The sequence below is a fragment of the Paraburkholderia phenoliruptrix genome, from assembly GCF_902859825.1.
GTDB lineage: Bacteria > Pseudomonadota > Gammaproteobacteria > Burkholderiales > Burkholderiaceae > Paraburkholderia > Paraburkholderia phenoliruptrix.
Genome location: NZ_CADIKB010000069.1, coordinates 1 through 16,895, shown reverse-complemented (window position 1 = coordinate 16,895; position 16,895 = coordinate 1). Strand labels below are relative to the sequence as shown.

19 protein-coding genes are annotated in these 16,895 nt (G+C 57.9%); all 19 read left to right on the top strand.

The window, feature by feature from the left end:
* A partial coding sequence (locus HV711_RS33320; protein ID WP_217468975.1) for a hypothetical protein occupies positions 1–347 on the top strand: 347 nt, incomplete at its 5' end.
* Positions 348–844: 497 nt separating this feature from the next.
* Positions 845–1,507: a putative metallopeptidase gene (locus tag HV711_RS32060; protein ID WP_035479818.1), complete on the top strand. Its 663-nt coding sequence runs from the start codon at positions 845–847 to the stop codon at positions 1,505–1,507.
* Entirely contained in the window at positions 1,486–1,713 is a 228-nt protein-coding gene (locus HV711_RS34030) for an NUMOD4 domain-containing protein (RefSeq protein ID WP_082201433.1), read from the top strand. Before HV711_RS32060 ends, HV711_RS34030 begins: the two co-directional genes overlap by 22 nt.
* Complete coding sequence (locus tag HV711_RS32050; RefSeq protein ID WP_035479820.1) at positions 1,701–2,198, top strand: DUF2280 domain-containing protein; 498 nt, start codon at positions 1,701–1,703, stop codon at positions 2,196–2,198. Before HV711_RS34030 ends, HV711_RS32050 begins: the two co-directional genes overlap by 13 nt.
* Positions 2,134–3,678 (top strand): terminase large subunit domain-containing protein, encoded by a 1,545-nt coding sequence (locus HV711_RS32045; protein WP_082201434.1) that lies wholly within the window; start codon positions 2,134–2,136, stop codon positions 3,676–3,678. Before HV711_RS32050 ends, HV711_RS32045 begins: the two co-directional genes overlap by 65 nt.
* A gap of 18 nt (positions 3,679–3,696) precedes the next feature.
* Complete coding sequence (locus HV711_RS32040) at positions 3,697–5,112, top strand: anti-CBASS protein Acb1 family protein (protein WP_035479822.1); 1,416 nt, start codon at positions 3,697–3,699, stop codon at positions 5,110–5,112.
* Entirely contained in the window at positions 5,112–5,942 is an 831-nt protein-coding gene (locus HV711_RS32035; protein ID WP_035479824.1) for a hypothetical protein, read from the top strand. Before HV711_RS32040 ends, HV711_RS32035 begins: the two co-directional genes overlap by 1 nt.
* 1 nt (position 5,943) lies before the next feature.
* Entirely contained in the window at positions 5,944–7,869 is a 1,926-nt protein-coding gene (locus HV711_RS32030; protein WP_051224046.1) for an NUDIX domain-containing protein, read from the top strand.
* A gap of 63 nt (positions 7,870–7,932) precedes the next feature.
* Positions 7,933–8,817, top strand: a complete 885-nt coding sequence (locus HV711_RS32025) for a hypothetical protein (RefSeq protein WP_051224049.1) — start codon at positions 7,933–7,935, stop codon at positions 8,815–8,817.
* Between the two features lie 9 nt (positions 8,818–8,826).
* Positions 8,827–9,846, top strand: coding sequence for a hypothetical protein (locus tag HV711_RS32020; RefSeq protein ID WP_035479827.1), 1,020 nt, complete (start codon positions 8,827–8,829; stop codon positions 9,844–9,846).
* Positions 9,847–9,940: 94 nt separating this feature from the next.
* Positions 9,941–10,456 (top strand): hypothetical protein, encoded by a 516-nt coding sequence (locus tag HV711_RS32015; RefSeq protein ID WP_035479829.1) that lies wholly within the window; start codon positions 9,941–9,943, stop codon positions 10,454–10,456.
* 8 nt (positions 10,457–10,464) lie between these two features.
* Positions 10,465–10,968 (top strand): hypothetical protein, encoded by a 504-nt coding sequence (locus HV711_RS33730; protein ID WP_254604956.1) that lies wholly within the window; start codon positions 10,465–10,467, stop codon positions 10,966–10,968.
* Positions 10,969–10,976: 8 nt separating this feature from the next.
* Entirely contained in the window at positions 10,977–11,537 is a 561-nt protein-coding gene (locus HV711_RS32005) for a hypothetical protein (RefSeq protein ID WP_035479831.1), read from the top strand.
* 38 nt (positions 11,538–11,575) lie between these two features.
* Positions 11,576–12,484: a hypothetical protein gene (locus HV711_RS32000; RefSeq protein ID WP_244142793.1), complete on the top strand. Its 909-nt coding sequence runs from the start codon at positions 11,576–11,578 to the stop codon at positions 12,482–12,484.
* Between the two features lie 63 nt (positions 12,485–12,547).
* Entirely contained in the window at positions 12,548–12,913 is a 366-nt protein-coding gene (locus HV711_RS33725) for a hypothetical protein (RefSeq protein ID WP_051224052.1), read from the top strand.
* An 18-nt stretch (positions 12,914–12,931) separates the two neighbouring features.
* On the top strand, positions 12,932–14,257 hold the full coding sequence (locus HV711_RS31990) for a hypothetical protein (protein ID WP_035479834.1): 1,326 nt from the start codon (positions 12,932–12,934) through the stop codon (positions 14,255–14,257).
* Positions 14,258–14,266: 9 nt separating this feature from the next.
* Positions 14,267–14,710, top strand: a complete 444-nt coding sequence (locus tag HV711_RS31985; protein WP_175145599.1) for a hypothetical protein — start codon at positions 14,267–14,269, stop codon at positions 14,708–14,710.
* 90 nt (positions 14,711–14,800) lie between these two features.
* A complete protein-coding gene (locus HV711_RS31980; RefSeq protein WP_082201435.1) occupies positions 14,801–15,463 on the top strand; it encodes a hypothetical protein in 663 nt (220 codons plus the stop codon).
* Positions 15,464–15,575: 112 nt separating this feature from the next.
* The gene (locus tag HV711_RS31975) at positions 15,576–16,808 is read left to right on the top strand and encodes a hypothetical protein (protein WP_035479839.1); all 1,233 of its coding nucleotides are present in this window, start codon (positions 15,576–15,578) and stop codon (positions 16,806–16,808) included.
* Positions 16,809–16,895: the final 87 nt, after the last annotated feature.

Genomic DNA, 16,895 nt, shown 5'->3' with positions numbered 1-16,895 from the left:
GGTTCTCCTTGGTTCCCTGTTCGGGAGGTTGGTCCTGGAAACCCGATTCTCTCGGATTCCACTGGCGAACCGCCGCCTTCAACCTTCAACTACGCCTGGGACATTGCCCGAAAGTATGGGGCGATACCATTAAGCGCTATTGCTCCACTGGTCATCGACATCACGTCGAAGAGAAAGAGCATTCCGGGATGACGGTGATCCAGCATCCGACGCTCGCAGCTCGGGACGCATACGCCGCTCGCGGTGGGTGGTTGTCGGAGCGCAGTGCGACCGCGATCACCTATCACAGCCAGTTTGGGCAAGTAGCGCGGAATACGGTCGTGCCAGAAATGTTTGAGGCCGCCTAATGTCTTTCCTCCTGTTCGGAATAGCCATCATAGCCATGCTATGCGAGTACCCATATCTCGCACTGGTGGCGATTCTGGCGTCGTGTGCGGCGGCTTAAATGACATACCCATCAAATCAGAACACTGCGGCTGGCGCAATCCCGGTATATCTGGTGTCGCAACCGACCAGCGGGCCATGGCCCAGCGTCCAAAGCAGCGCTAACGGCGCAATCCCGGTTGTGTTCGTGGCTCAGCCCGGTTCTGGCCCGTGGCCCAGTGACCAATCGAAATCGGCCGGAGCGATTCCTGTTCGTGTCGTGAGTGCGCCGACAGGCAATGGACCGTTCCCAAGCGATCAAGGGCAAGACGGCGGCGCAATCCCCGTGTGGGACGCTACAGCACTGCCTACGCATGCGGCCACGTATCCGAATGCGCAGAATAAGGTCGGTGCGGCCATTCCCGTGTGGCGCATTAACTGAGTATTTTCCTCTCGGGGCTCGCGCCTATATAAGAAAGAAATGCGAACGAAAAAGACGGCGACTGAGTTAAAACCTTTCGCGCAACGTCCAAGGCCGCCCGTATCCCTGTTCGATGCTGGGAACTGGTTTAGGCGATTCACGCCCGCAGATGGTGTCGCCGAGTGGGTACATCAGACGCTTCTAAGCGAGCATTCGCCGCTCTACAACGCCGATCACTTTCATCTGAAAGACGCCGACGTCGAATTCCTGTGGGCGGCACAGGAGAACACGAAGCAGATGCGCCGCGTCGTCGGTCAATGCGAAGAGGTGACGTTCCGCGCTGGAGCGTGGCAGAAAGGGCGTCAAGAGCAACAGATGCACGAGTGGTTCGGCCGCGTACCCACCTACCTCATCACACTGGACGCCATGTACGCGAATGAGTGCTCGGACGTCGAGTGGTGCGCGCTGATAGAGCATGAGTTAATGCATATCGCGCAGAAAACCGATGAATTTGGAGTCCCCGCATTTACTAAGGATGGGAAACCAAAATTGGGCCTTCGGGCGCATGATATTGAAGAATTCGTCGGTATAATTGAGCGATACGGAGTGGGCGCGTCAGACGGCGCGATAGCCCGCTTAGTTCGGGCCGCCAATAAAGGCCCCTCCATAGCGAACGTCTCAATAGCTCAAGCGTGCGGAACATGTCTCCTGAAAGTGGCGTGACGATTGAAAATTGGCGGGTCATCACCGAATGGCCGAATTATGCGGTCAGTGATCATGGACGAGTAAAGCGCCTGACTACTCGCAATAACGCCGTCGCAGGAAAGGTGCTAGCCGGAGACCCCAGAAACCATCTCTGTCCTGATGGACAAGGCCGGCGCCTAGCTTTTACCCTTCTTTTACTGAATTTCACATTATGGCAACGCTGAAAGATGACGTTAAGGCGTTCATCGTGCGCGCGCTTGCCTGCTTTGACTCGCCAACCGATGTTTGCCGCCAGGTGAAAGAGGAATTTGGCCTCGATGTCACCAAGCAGCAAGTGTCGGCATATCACCCGGAACGCCGGGTCGCCAAGGATCTTAGCGAGAAGTGGCGGACGATTTTTGACGAGACCCGCAAGAAGTTTCTCGAAGACGTTTCGACCATTCCTATCGCCAGTCAAGCCTTTCGCCTGCGCGCATTAAACCGCATGTATGAGCGCGTCCACGGTCAGGGGAACATGGCGCTAGCCGCACAGTTGATCGAACAGGCAGCCAAGGAATCGGGCGGCTCCTTCACCAACCGCCGTGAGATGACGGGCAAGGATGGCGCGCCACTGATTCCAGCCAAGAGCGCGCAGGAAATGACGGATGACGAACTCGCCGCCTACATTGGAGCAAGCGGCGCAAGAGCTGTGGATTCGCCGCAGGGCTAGAGAAGACGTACTTTCCTACGCTCAGGCGATCGAGATTCCCGGCAAGCCCGCGGGCGAAGACCCTGACACGGAATTCTTCGAGCCCATCGAATCGACGATGGCGCAGCATCATCGGCTCATTCTCGAGACGATGGAGCGTGTGAGCAATACGCCTCACGGTCGGGCCATGTTCTTCATGCCCCCGGGTAGCGCGAAGAGCACCTACGCATCGGTCGTTTTCCCCTCGCGCTATCTCGGCGCGGAGAAGAATCGCAAGGTCATTCTCGCCAGCTACGGCGATGACCTTGCTCGGAAGATGGGGCGCCGCACACGCTCGATCATCAAGCAGAAGCGATTCAAGGGCATCTATGGCTGCGAACTGACGACCGAATCGTCCGCGGCTCAAGAGTTCTCGCTGACGAACGGTAGCGAATACATCGCGACCGGCATTCTTGGCGGTGTGACGGGTAACCGCGCGAACGGCATCATCATTGATGACCCGGTGAAAGGCCGCGAGCAGGCTGACTCGCCGACGATCCGCGACAAGACGTGGGATGCGTATAACGACGATCTGAAGACCCGCCTGATTCCTGGCGGCTGGGTTGTCATCATCCAGACTCGCTGGCACGAAGACGATCTCGCCGGCCGCATCCTTCCCGAAGACTGGAAGGGGGAAAGCGGCCCGATCATGTGCCGCGACGGAAACGTCTGGGAAGTCGTCTGTCTGCAGGCGCGATGTGAAGTCCAGAACGACCCACTCGGTCGGAAGATTGGCGAATATCTGTGGCCGCAATGGTTCAGTGAGAAGCACTGGGCGCAGTTCGAGAGCAACGTTCGCACGTGGGCATCTCTGTATCAGCAGCTACCTCGTCCGCTGGAAGGCACGCTGTTCAAGGTCGAGAACATGCTGGTCGATGGTGCTCCGGTGCCGTGGCCGCAACGTTGCGATTACGTGTTCGCTGTTATGGACTCCGCGCTGAAAGCGGGAGACAAAAACGACGGCACGGGCGTGACTTACTTCGCCCGAAACAGGCATATCGGGCACAAACTGATCATTCTTGATTGGGACATCACGCAGATTGAATCTGATTTGATCGCCGAGTGGTTTCCTAACGTCATGTCGCGCGTCGAAGAGTTGGCGCGACTGTGCGGGGCCCGCATGGGTAGCGCGGGTAGCTTCGTCGAAGACAAGGGCAGCGGCATTACTCTCCTGCAGCGCGCGGCTCGCAGCGGTTGGCCTGCGCAGGCTATCGACAGCAAATTGACCTCAATGAGCAAGGATGCGCGCGGCACTGGCGTGTCCGACTTTGTCCATCACGGCGACGTGAAGATCAGCGAGCACGCCTACAACAAGATCGTTGAATACAAAGGTCGCTCGCAGAACCACTTCCTGAGCCAATTTTTTGGCTATCGACTCGGCATCCCTAACCAGGCCGACGACCTGTATGACACGGGCGTCTACGGCATCGCAATCGGCCTCGGTGACAGCGATGGTCTGTAATTAATCCACGGTATCCAAATGGCTGAAATCACAATCGAAGGCTCCAAGCTGTCCTCGAGCCTGGTCGATCTGCTGATGGCTGACGATCTGGTGCCGGGTGCCGAGCCTGGCTACCAGCTCTGCAAACAGATCTACTCGTTCCATCCGCTGGGCGGGAAAATCGTCGATCAGCCGATTCAACTGGCGATGAGCCAACCGCGGAAGATCTCAATCCCCAACAGTCCAGAAGAACCCGTGCGCGATGCGTTCGAGCGCAAGTGGCGCGAGATCAATGCGGATAACTACATCGCTAATACAGCCCGCCTCGGGAAAATCTACGGGGCAGCAGCGATTGTCTGCGGGGCAAAGGGCGTCGATACCAAAACGCCGATTGACCTCGGCAAGATCGCCGCGCAACAGTTCTATTTCAATGCACTGGACCCGCTCAATACCGCAGGTTCTTTGGTGCTGAACCAGGACCCCAACGCACCTGACTTTCAGAAGCCAACGATGGTCACGGCCGCCGGGCAGGAGTATCACCCTTCCCGCGCCTGCGTCTGGTTTAACGAAGCGCCCCTGTACATCGAGTACACGAATTCAGCGTTCGGCTACACGGGGCGCTCCGTCTATCAGCGTGCTCTCTTTCCGCTGAAGTCGTTCGTGCAGACGATGATCGCGGACGATATGGTCAGCCGTAAGGTTGGCGTGATCGTCGCAAAAATGAAGCAGCCGGGCTCGATCGCCGACCGGGCCATGGCGGTCCTGCAGGGCATCAAGCGCAACGTCGTCAAAGAGGCGCAGACCAACAACGTCATCAACATCACGCCAGACGAGGGAATTGAAACCCTCAATCTGCTGAATGCTGACGGCGCCCTGACCACGGCTCGCAAGAACATTCTCGAGAACATCGCCGCGGCCGTGCCCCAGCCAGCCAAGATGCTCAATTCCGAATCGTATGCAGAAGGGTTTGGCGAAGGAACGGAAGACGCAAAGGAAATCGTTAGGTACATCGACAATGAGCGGCTGAAAATGCAGCCTCTCTACGATTTCTTCGATAACATCGTCATGCATCTGGCGTGGACGCCTGAGTTCTTCGCGACCATCCAGAAGACGATCCCGGAGTACAAGAAGCTCACCTACGAGCAGGCTTTCTATCAGTGGAAGAACGCTTTCACTGCAGAGTGGCCGTCTTTGCTTGTGGAGCCGGAATCGAAGCTGGTTGAGGTCGAGGATGTCAAGCTCAAAAGCATCATTGCTGCGCTTGAAGTTCTAAAGCCGGATCTTGACCCCGACAACAGGGCGCGTCTGATCGAGTGGGCAGCCAACAATATCAACGAATCCAAGCACCTGTTCTCGAATCCTCTTGTGCTGGATTACGATGATTTGAAGAACTATGTGCCACCCGAGCCAGACCAGGACCCCGACGCTCCCCCACCGTTTTCTGGCCGATCCTGATGGCAACATTCTTCGAAACCGTCACTGCTGCGATCCGCGATTTCGAGGAAAACGGCTTCGATAGCGTTGAGCGGTTGCAGTATTGGACTGATCGGATTCGCCGCGCGGCTATCGAAAGCCTGACGCCAGAAAGCGTGCTGAACGCTGAATTGACGCGGGCACTCGGCGGCATCTACAAGCAGATGATCGACGATGGTCAGATCATCAAGAAGCATCCTGGGGTGCCACGTTTCACCATAGACCGCCTGAAACCTAAACTTCGCAGCGAACTTGATCGACGCTTGATGGTATCGCGCAGTCTCATCAAGTTGAACCGTGAGTCAATGGTCGAAAAGACGACTCAACGGTTCGCTGGGTGGGCCTCTTCGATCCCTGCTGGCGGCAGCCGTGCGGTCGAGAAAAAAGAGGTTAAGGAAAACATCCGCAAGGCGCTCACGTCCTTGCCCTTTGAAGAGCGGCGGTGTGTCATTGACCAGTCGGCGAAGTTCGTCAGTTCGTTGAACGACATCATCGCGACGGACGGAGGCGCCATTGCTGCGCGATGGCATTCGCAATGGCGAAGGGCTGGCTATCACTTCCGTCCTGACCATAAAGACCGGGACAGCAAGGTCTACGCGATCCGCGGCAACTGGGCCCTTGAGAAGGGGCTGATGAAGGCCGGCCCTGCTGGCTACACCGACCAGATCACGCAGCCTGCCGAGGAAGTCTACTGCTCGTGCACCTACGAGTATCTGTACAACATCCGAGATCTTCCCGATGACATGGTGACCGCCGCAGGTCGAGAGGCACTGAAAGAGGCGCGCGCGAAGATCGCCGCAATGAGAGCATGAGATGCCATTAGAAAAAGGCTCGAGCAACGAGGCTGTCAGTCACAACATAGAGGAGTTGCGCGCGGCCGGCCATCCTGAAGATCAGTCAATCGCCATAGCCATGAAAGAGGCGGGGCGAAGTAAAGCCGATTCCGAAAAGATTCTTGCAGCAGGCGCGCTGATTGTTGCGGACGGCAATGTGCTGTTCCTGCGCCGCGGCAACGGTGGCGATCATCCGGGTGAGTGGGCCTTCCCTGGAGGGCACATTGAAGCCGGCGAAACGCCCGAGGAAGCCGCCCGTCGTGAAACCCAGGAAGAGACGGGGTACGAGCCGCACAAGCTGATCGAACTCGGCAAGTCAGATGATGGCAACGTTGAATTCACCACGTTCTACAACGAGTCCCGACCATTCGACGTCGCGCTGAGCGACGAAAGTACGGAATTCATCTGGTCACCTCTCGGATCGTGGCCCGAACCATTGCACCCCGGCTGTCGCTTCGTGCTGGAGTCGGACGCATTCAAGGCGGTCCGCAAAGCTCACATGACGGAGACAGACCTCGCTAGAGCGATGGTCGCGGGCGAATATTCATCGCCCCAGTTCTTCATCAACATGTGGATGTTCGACATCCGCATCACGGGTACAGGCACATCGTACCGATCCAAAGATAAGGAATACGTCTACCGGCCGCCTGAGGAATATCTCAATGAAGATTTCCTTGCGCGGTGCAATGGCCTGCCGGTCATCATCGACCACCCAGACAACGCAAATCTGAATTCGGAAGAATTCAAAAAACGTTCTGTTGGCTCGGTCATGTTGCCCTACATCAAGGGTGACGAGGTGTGGGCGATCGTCCGCATCTACAACGAAGCTGCCGCGACGATGATGTCCAAGGAGCAGCTGTCGACGTCGCCCAACGTCGTATTCCGCAATCCGAAGTTGGAAAACACCGTTGTAACCCTCGACAACGGGGAGAAGGGTCTTATTGAGGGAAACCCAAAACTGCTCGACCACATCGCGATCTGCGAGGTTGGCGTGTGGGACAAGGGCGGTCCGCCTGCTGGCGTATCTACCACTAACGTTCAGGAACCTGAGATGACTGAAGAAGAGCGTAAGGCCAAGGCGGACGCCGAGGCGAAGGAAGCACTCGAAGCAAAGGCCAAGGCTGACGCTGAGGAAAAGGCGAAAGCTGATGCCGAGGAAGAAAAGGCCAAGGCTGATTCGGAGAAATGGGACAAGCTGATGTCGGCTGTCGATTCTCTGTGCAAGCGCATGGACTCGTATGAAAACGAGAAGAACGACAAGAAAGCCGATGCCATGCCGGCCGAAGAAATGTCGGTCGGTGACAAGAAGGCTGATTCGGACGAAAAGAAAGCGGATGACGACGCCAAGGACAAGGAAGCGGAGGCTGCGAAATTGAAGGCTGAAGCGAAAGAAGAAGAGGCAAAGGCTGACGCCGCCAAGCGTGAAAGCGCCCTGCTCGACCGTATCTCCAACCTTGAGAAGATGCTGGTGCAGACCGCATCGCTCACGCCGAAGCCTCTCACCGATGCAGATCAGGCCGCATTCGCCGACGCCCAGTCGAAAGCCGATAGCGTATATGGCGCATTCGGCAAGCAGGCTCCGCGGGCGCTGAATGGCGAAGACGTTCTCGCTTACAAGAAGCGTCTCGCTGCTCCGATGAAACAGCACAGCGCCGCATGGAAGGATGTTGATCTCGCCGGCCTGGAAGCATCGGTTTTCGCGATCGCGGAAGCAGCGATTTACGCGGACTCGATGGAAGCCGCGATTCATCCGAGCGTGGCCCCGGAAGCTGGCCTGCGCGCTGTAACCCGTGACACCGGCACCGGCCACAAGGTCACCACCTTCTATGGCCGTCCCGGCGCATGGATGGATGACTTCCGCGCTCCCCGCATGCACGGCAATATCGTGCGTGATACCAAGCACTAAAGCACTCGTCGCCAACACGAAGCCCGCCACTGAGCGGGCTTTTTCTTTTCTGGAAAGAAAATCATGGGATTGAATACCCCTTTTTATCCGTACGCGACGACGAATGCTCAAGGCTCGTTTTCCGTACAAAGCGCAGGCTATGTGCAGGGCGTCTACATGGACGATCCTGCCGTGCGCTACGCGCTCGCAACTGGTTCGCTTTCGGCGAGCGCCACCGGCCCGATCTGGGGCGGCATGGCAATCTCGGAGAGCGTCGCCCCGGCTTCTGGCTATGACCGCACGCTCGGCGGCACGATCGTCGCCGCAACCGCTCAATCGAACCTGACCGGCTTCTCGGTTTTCAACAACGCGTATGCGTGGGTTGGTTCGCCGCAAAGCCCGGTTCCGACCGCAGGCGCCGCTGGCATGACCGTCCCGTTCTTCCGCATGGGCTCGGGCGCGCGCATCGCTGTTGCGATGGACCCGTCGCTCGTCTCGCTGGATGGCGGTCTGATCACGCAACAGGTTTCCTGGGACTTCAACAACCAGGTTCTGCAACCGTATGATGCGTCGACGGCTACCTATTCGGTGACGTCGGCGACCTCTTCGTATTCGAATGGCGTCTACACGATCGCCATCGTCATGGCTGCTGCCTCGCCGGTTGCTGGCGTTGGCGACCTGATCAACATCAGCGGCGTGACCGGCACCGGCGCATCGCTCGTGAACGGCAACCAGACCGTTTCCGCCTTCACCGACAACCAGCACTTCTCGATCCAGATCACGGCTGCTTCGGGCGCGATAGCCACCGGCTCCCTGACGGGCACGATCGTCCTGAACTACGGCACGGGCGCACTGCCGGTGAAGATCCTCGACATCAATGCTGGCAACAGCATGACCGTCTCGTACAACGCAACCACTGGTGCAGCTACCTGGAATCGCTCGGGTTACGCGGCCCTCATCCAGATCTAAGGACAGAACATGGCCAATATCGTACCGGCACAAATCCGGGTCAACCCGCACTATATGGTTCCCGAAATCCTGCTGCAGTATCAGCAGGCTTCGGGCGCGTTTGACACCATCGCAACGGGTGATCCGCTCGTGCGTCTTGGCGACGGCGACCTCGAGGTCTACATCAAGCGCCTCGACGTCCGCACGCAAGTGCAGACGGGGCAGTTTGTCGCCAACCAGCTTCCCTCCTGCTCGGTGGTTTACAGCGAAATCAGCACGCCGACGTACATGATTCGCTCGCGTGCGGAATACGACCATCACGACACGGCAGCGCTCGGCCGCGTGGGCGCTTCGACCGTCGAAGCTCACCGCCTCGCAATGCGTCAGGGCACGTTCCAGCAACAGCGCAACCTGCTGCTGTACGGTGCGAACCCGGCGAACGGCGAAGGTCTGATGAACACCAACGGCGCAACGGCATTGAACCTGCCGGCTGACCCGAACGGCAACACGACCATTTCGACGTATGACAACGGCGCACTGGCGTTCTTCCTCGCACAGCAAATTGCAGCGATCAAGACGCGCACGATGACCGTTGGCGTGCCTGCCCGTTTCACGGTGCTGACGACTCAACGCATCATGCAGGCGATCAGCTACTACGGCATCGTGCAACTCACGCAATTCCAGCGTGAAGGCGCCGGTTCGAAGTCGGTCCGCGGGCTCGTGGATGACGTGGCAGGCTGGAACAGCGACGAAATCGTCTGGACCTGCGATGACACGCTCATCGGCAAGGGCGCTGGCGGCACGGACGTCATCATCATCTCAATGCCGGAAGTGAAGAAGAACCGCGTGAACAAGGTCAACACGAACGTGTTTGCCGAACTCACTCCGGGTCTGGATGCAACGTCACTTCAGCTCGTTGACCGTGCCGCTCCGACCGAAATCATCGCTCCGCTGCCGGCTGGTGCTGTCGACGTCGTTTCGGAGCTGCGCTCGACGTCGGGTTGGGCGCCGCGCCCGGAAGCACTGACGATCGTTTCGGCAGGCTTCTAACGGTCAGTTCTGCGGATAGGTTGCGCAACCGACAAGCGTGCCCCCTGTCACGTTTCCGCAGACTCCAATACAGGGATAACCAACAGGGAATGTCATGGCTCTATTCGTCGCAAATCTCACAAAACAGCTTTTCCAGCTTCACTTCTGGGTGGAGCGCGTATCCCGACCCGTCGTCGTTGAAATTCCTCCGGGTCAGCAAAAGAGCATCTATCAGGAAGGATCTCGCGCCGACCACGAAAGCATCGTGAACCAGCATCGCATGTACGGGCTGATTCCTGTGGCGGAAATTGATTCCACGGGTGGCTTCATCGGACAATGCTATCAGTTCGACAAGCCGATTCCGCTTGATCGTCTCGTGGATGGAATGGCGAACAACGAGGATGCGCTCGTTGACCAGGCCCTGCAGGTGCGAAAGGAATCTGCTGCTGCGGCTGACGATCTGCTTCGTCGGGCGGCTCAGGAGACCGACTCGAAGATCGCTGAGTTTGCCGTGGAACTCGAGGAAGTCGAGCAGAAAGGCGTGGAGCAGCAGATCAACGAAGTCATCACCGTGGGCGATGAAAAGCCCGTTCAATCTGAACGTCGGCGCGGACGTCCCCGCCGCAGTTAAGAGGAAATATGTGCACGCCCTGCTTTCCGCCGCTGCCTGGTATGGGCGTGCTCGCCCCGTGGCAAACTCAGGCGGCTCCCAATGCCGCCGATCTGTACACCTTCCTGACGACAGTCGCGGGCATTCCGACAGCAGACTTGCCGTCGAATAGCCCGTACATCACGTGGGCTCTCAGCTACGCTGAAGAAAAAACTCTGATGGTGCTGTATGCCATCGGTCAAGACTATTACTGCTTTGCAGTCTACTGTCTCGCCACATCGTTTCTGTTGAACTGGTGCCCCGATCAGCCGGGACAAACGTTCTTTGCGCAGACCCGCGCGGACATGAAGCTAACCAGCTTTACGCCGGGAGTCATCAACTCCGCTGCGGATCAGGGGACGTCCGATTCTCTGCTGTCGCCAGACTTTCTGAAGGGATTGACACTCGGTCAGTTGCAGGCTCTGCGCGATCCTTATGGGCGTCAATGGCTGTCCATGCAACAGGACGCCGGCAACGTGTGGGGCTTGTCTTAGGATAAATCATGGCGGCAAAAGACTTCGACATGCCGATGGCGGAAGGCGGCGGAAGTTATTCGCCTGTGCACGTTGGCACCACGACTGCGCCTCCCAACCGAATCACGTTGCACTTGGGTGTCATCGACCTGCCATATGTGGAGCGCGCTGAGACGGGCAAAGGCAAGAAGAAGCCCAAGAAAAGCGCCGCCACGAAGACCACTGGCGAAGTAGCGGAAATCCTCGAAGAGAAGTATGGCGTGCTTGACACGTTCGCTTTTGCCCGTCTTCCGGACATTGCCAAGGCACTTGAGGATTCCATCGCCGGTCAACTAGAAACGATGATGATGGGTGGGAATCCGTCAGGAAATCCATTTGGCGGAGCTGAATCCTCCATCACGACGATGATGAAAAACTTCGTCTCGTTGCAGGAAATTGAACACATGGGGATTGAGGGCGTTCCGACAAAGGCCGCATTGAACGGCGTGAATCACCGCCTGAAACATCCCTATGCGAAGGCCAATCCTCGCCGCCCCTCCTTCATTGACACGTCGCTCTACTGGTCGACTCTTATAGCGTGGTTTGACTAATGCCATCTATCGCTGAATCGCTAGGCTCGCAAAGCCAGTTGGCGAGCACACTGGCGGCCGGCGTAGACCAACTGTCGCAAAGCCAGGCAGTCACTTTCACGCAATACAGTCAGTCGGTCATGCCGACTGATGGGTATGTGTTCTGGGTCAACACTGGCGTCACCCAGACGGTCCAAGGTTCTTTGCACCAGGTGACCGATCAGCAGCAGAACGAGGACGAAACGATTGACGTCAATCGCATCGTTTTTACGGCTCTGAGCCAGATCGACGTGTTTAACGCCGCGTCGCCGACCGATCTGTTTATCGGCGTGATAGACGGGATCAGGTTCTCGTTCAATGCCCGCGGCGCGCTTTATAGACAGGCCAACCTCTACCACTACGTTGGGAATGCGGTCTATCCGGCTCTGGCATCGCAACTGATTGACAGTGAGGCCGACCTTCCAGCCGGGCCGATTGTCTCCAATAGCCTGCCGATCTGGCTGGCGCAAAGCACGCCGCAGTTGCCTGTTTATCCGTCGTATCTGGTGCCGGCTAATGTCGTGCCGCCTTACGTCGTGGCGCACGTCGAGCCAGATGCAACAGAGGCGCCCTCGTTCCCAATCTATGTCTGGCCGGGAACGGTTGTACCGAATTCCGGCGCCTCACCCTTGCATGATCTGCCCAGTTCCCAACTCGCCAAGGACAGGGTCCGGTTGACCATGTACGGCCTGACCAATCAGCAGGCCACGCAGTTCTACGCGAGCCTGATCGACTACTCGCTGAACACTGACAACTTCGGATTCGGCAATTCGCCGGCAATCAAGGACGCCAAGCGCACGCAATCCGAACTCAACGTGATCGCGATGAAAAAGACGCTCGACATCGAGGCCTGGTATTTCCAGACAACGTCCGATGCGATCGCTCGACGACTGATCCTGTCGGCCGGCTTCTCATCTATCAACACCTGACAGACGTTAGGTGATCCACACAGACCCCGCCTCGGCGGGGTTTTTCTTTTTCAGGAGCGTGACATGCCCCAATCCCAGTTGAATGCAGCAACCGCCGTCAATCCGTCCGGCAAATTCGTGATGAACCAGGTCGATGCTCAAGGCAATGAGTTCATCGCCTCGGGCAAGACTGGCGTCTACAACATCACCGCCGCGACTGCTGTTAAAGCCAGCGCTGGCCGTCTTGTGCGGATCGTCGTCACCAGCACGATCACCGGGAATCTGACTGCGAACGATGCCGCCACAACCGGTGCGGCCGCAGCAGCAAACCTCATCTTTTCGGCAGCCACTCCAGCGGCCGGCACCGTCTACACGCTCGACTGGCCTTGCGCGAACGGCATCGTCGTGACTCCTGGTTCCGCTGGTTCCGTCGCTGTCTCGTACATCTAATAGCTGGAGACCGCCCACATGGCGACCACAATCACTCCGACGATCGTAACGGTCAACACGACCGTCACGCGCGCGCCGACCGTCTCGCAGCTTCAGCAAAGCGGCGCGATTGTGTCTGCGGGCGGTACGACGCTTACTGCTGGTACTTACCAGTATTGCGGGACACTCTCCGCAGTTCAGGCGCTTCTCGCAACGCCTCTGGCTCTGACCGGCATGGTCTGGTCGAGCGGCACGGTCACGGCGACAACCGCCGCTACCATCGGCCTCGCTACGGGCCAGACGTTCACGACGATCATTGCTGGTGCGACGCCTGCCGCCTATAACGGCACGTACTCCGCAACGGTCACTGGTGCAAACACCTTCACGTTCGCGCTTGCGACGAATCCTGGCACTGAAACGGTTCCGGGCACGTATTTGCCATCCAATGCTGGATTCATCAGCAATTCGGCAACCACGTTCTTTGCGCAAGGCAATGCAGTCGGCGTCTACGTGCTCGAGCTGGGCGCTCAGACCACAGCGGCATCTGCAATCACTGCGTTGCAAACGTGGATCACGGCAAATAGCAATCCGCAGGTGTTCTATGCATACCTGTTACCGGCCGCGTGGGATGCTGCATCGTCTGCAGCCCTGAACACGATGACGGCGAACTACGACAGCCCGAGTGGGCAGACGTATTTCTTCGTCACGACGACCGTCTCCAATCTGCCTAACTACGCCAACAACAAAGCGGTGTACGCACAGGTGCCGAGCCCGACGAAGGCGTCGACAGAGCATCAGCTGTCGGTTGACTTCTATAACTGGCTCGCGAATAAACCGGGCTCGTCGAATCCTCTCGCCCCGATGTCGTATCGATACGCTTATGGCGTGACGCCTTGGGCCCAGGTCGGCAACCAGACGAACATCAACACGGTTCTGACCAACTATGGAAATCTGATTCTGACGGGCGCCGAAGGCGGCATCTCCACTGCGTGCATTTTCAAGGGCACGACGATGGACGGCGAACAGGCCGCGTGGTGGTATGGGATTGACTGGTTCCGCATTCAGGTCAAGCAGGCGCTGGCCGCGGCAATCATCAACGGATCGAACAGCAATCCGCCTCTGCTCTACGACCAGAACGGTATCAACACGCTGTTGGCCGTCGCTCAGAACGTGGCGAACTCGGCTGTGAAGTTCGGCTGTGCATTGAGCGCTGTCGTGACCGCCGTGCCGTTCTCGACGTACACGACGGAAAACCCGAACGACTACAACGCAGGCATCTACAACGGCTTTTCGGCGACGGTGGTTGGTCAGAACGCATTCCTCACGCTGACCCTCAACCTCGACGCGACGCAGTTTGTCGCTTAAGGACGCAACATGGCAAATCCCTATCTCAATGCGGGTCCGCTAAACCGCGTCCGATGCTCCGTTGTTATCGCCGCTTTCCCGACGCTGAACATCACGAGTCAATACATGGGCAAGTCATTTGCTCATATTGAATTCGAGGGTGACTTCAATCAGCAGATCGAGACGGCAACTGGCGTGGTGAATTCGCCCGAGCCGTATGTCATGGCGACGATCACTGTTGGTCTGTTGCGTTCGCAGGCGCTTGCTGCCAACTGGCTGGCGCAGGCTCAGGACACCAGCGTCCTTGGCGACGTGACGATCCACAGCGATACCTCGGCGTTTCCCGCCATTACGCTGAACGACACCGGCATTCGCATGATCTCGCCGGGTGCGTATGACGGCACTGACCCGGTTGTGCGAGTCACACTGCGCGGCTCGTTCAACATCAACAGTTCGCTCTGGTCATTCACGTAACACCTCACGCCACGGCTAGGGACGCGACCCGAACGCCGGCACCTTACCGGTTGCCGTGGCACCTCATAAGGCTCAGTTAAAGGGATTGAGATGAAAGTCGACGAACGGCGCAATCTGGTGTTGCCAGTAGTAACAGAAAGAGTTGTCCGCAAGGTCACGCAGGAAGTTGAAGGCAAACCCGTGACGAAGGATGTCGCGGAAGAAGTGGTGCGTATCCACGCATTCCACGTGCCGATTTCCCGCGCGATCTTCGAGCAGCACTACCGTGTTCTAGCCTCGACGAAAGCTGCGCTTCAAGGCAAAGGCACCGCCTATCTGGTGAGTGCGGGCCCTCGCATTGCCGCCCTCACGCTCAAGGACGAATGCCGCAAAGAAGCTGCCGCGCTTGGCATGGTCGACGAACAAGGCAACGTTCAGGACGAGATTTCGGAAGCTCTGTTTGCTGAATTCAAGCGCCTTACCACAATCCTCTGCCCGGGCCCGCATGGATGGGATCAGATCCCGGTAGGAACGGCGATCTCGAGCGGAAAGATCGACGCTGAAGACTGGGAGGAGGCGCTGGCGGGCATAGTTTTTTTTACATCTCACTATGCCCTGGCGAGAAAGGCGGACCGGGCATCAGCAGCGAAGGGAACGGCAGAATTTCTGGGGGCGTCGATCACGTCATCCACGCCTACGGAATTCCTCGCCTCTTTGCCGACATTGACGCAGGCCGCGCCTACGACAAAGACACCATCGTCGATTCCATCCTGAACTACATCGCCAATGAGGGATTCGGCGAAGTATTCGAGCGATACGACAGCCCGTATCGGACGGCGCAGCAGTTCCGTCACAGATACCTCATTGAGGCGCTTAAGCGACCGGCATGACGCAAAAAGCAATCGTCGATATTGAGATCAACGACTCGCAGTTCCGCGAGTTCCATGCTCTCTTTCAGGACTATCAGAAGAAGCTCGCCGATATGCCCGAGGACTGGGCTAAGGTTACGGGCGCCATCGACGATGCCGGCGTTGGCATGGAAGACTTCTCCAAGTCGTCGAAGCTGTCTAAAGAGTTCCTGATGATCGCGGCAATTCAAGCTAACGCGATCACCCAAGGCCTGCAAAAGGCAACCGGCGCACAGGACAAGTTCAACACCAAAACAAAAGACGGCGCCATTCAGATGGGCCGCATGGCGAAGTTTTCGAAGGCTGTCCACACAGACTTTGCCAAGATGAGCGGGATGCTCCTGAAATTGGGAGCCATCGGCGGGTCGCTGCTATCGTTTCCAGCAGCCGTTTTTGCGTCAACGAACGCATTGGCCGGTCAGAATCTTCAGGCCCGCGGATTGGGTCTCCGGATCGGTCAGACGCAGGCCTTCGGCGCCAACTTCGAGAAGTTCGGCCTTGGAGCATCCGATCTTGGCAACGTCGCCAATGCCCAGGGCGACGTGACCAAGTGGCGCGCTTTCATGGCGGCCGGTCTGACGCCCGAACAGATCCAGAGCGAAGATGCCGAGCAGTTGACGTATGACTTCGCTAGAGCTGCGAGCGGCAAATACCGCGAGTGGCAGAAGTCCGGCATGCCGGCGGCCACTCTGGCGCAGGCTTATGGCTTTACCGACATGCTGTCGCTCCAGCAACTCCGTACTGGAGCCAGCTACGGCGACGCAGATTGGGTCAAGGCGCAGCAGAAAGAGATTTCGGACGCCAAGCGCAACGAAATCGACCAAGGTACAGCCGACCAGGCATCCGACGTCAAGGCTGCCCTGAAGTCCGATTGGGCTCAGGTGATGAATGAGTTCAACGGACAGTTGGCTCAAATGTCACCCGAACTGAAGGCTATGGGTGATGCGGCGGCGGCAGCAGCAGTGAATCTTCTGAAGGTCGCTGGGCCCGAGGCTAAAGCGGTTATTGCAGCACTCGAAGGACCGCCGGTCTCAAGAGAGCAAGCGGCATCACAAGGCGGCGTTGTCGGTGGACTGGCCCGATTCGGCTATGGTCTTCGCGACTTCTTCTCTGGGAAGGGCGGCACGCTCAGCGCGCCAAACCTGGAAGGAATCATTGACTCTCAGTACACCGTCGAATCGGCCCGAGGGCAATGTCCCAGGCGTAGTTGAAGGTTGAAGGCGGCGGTTCGCCAGTGGAATCCGAGAGAATCGGGTTTCCAGGACCAACCTCCCGAACAGGGAACCAAGGAGAACCGC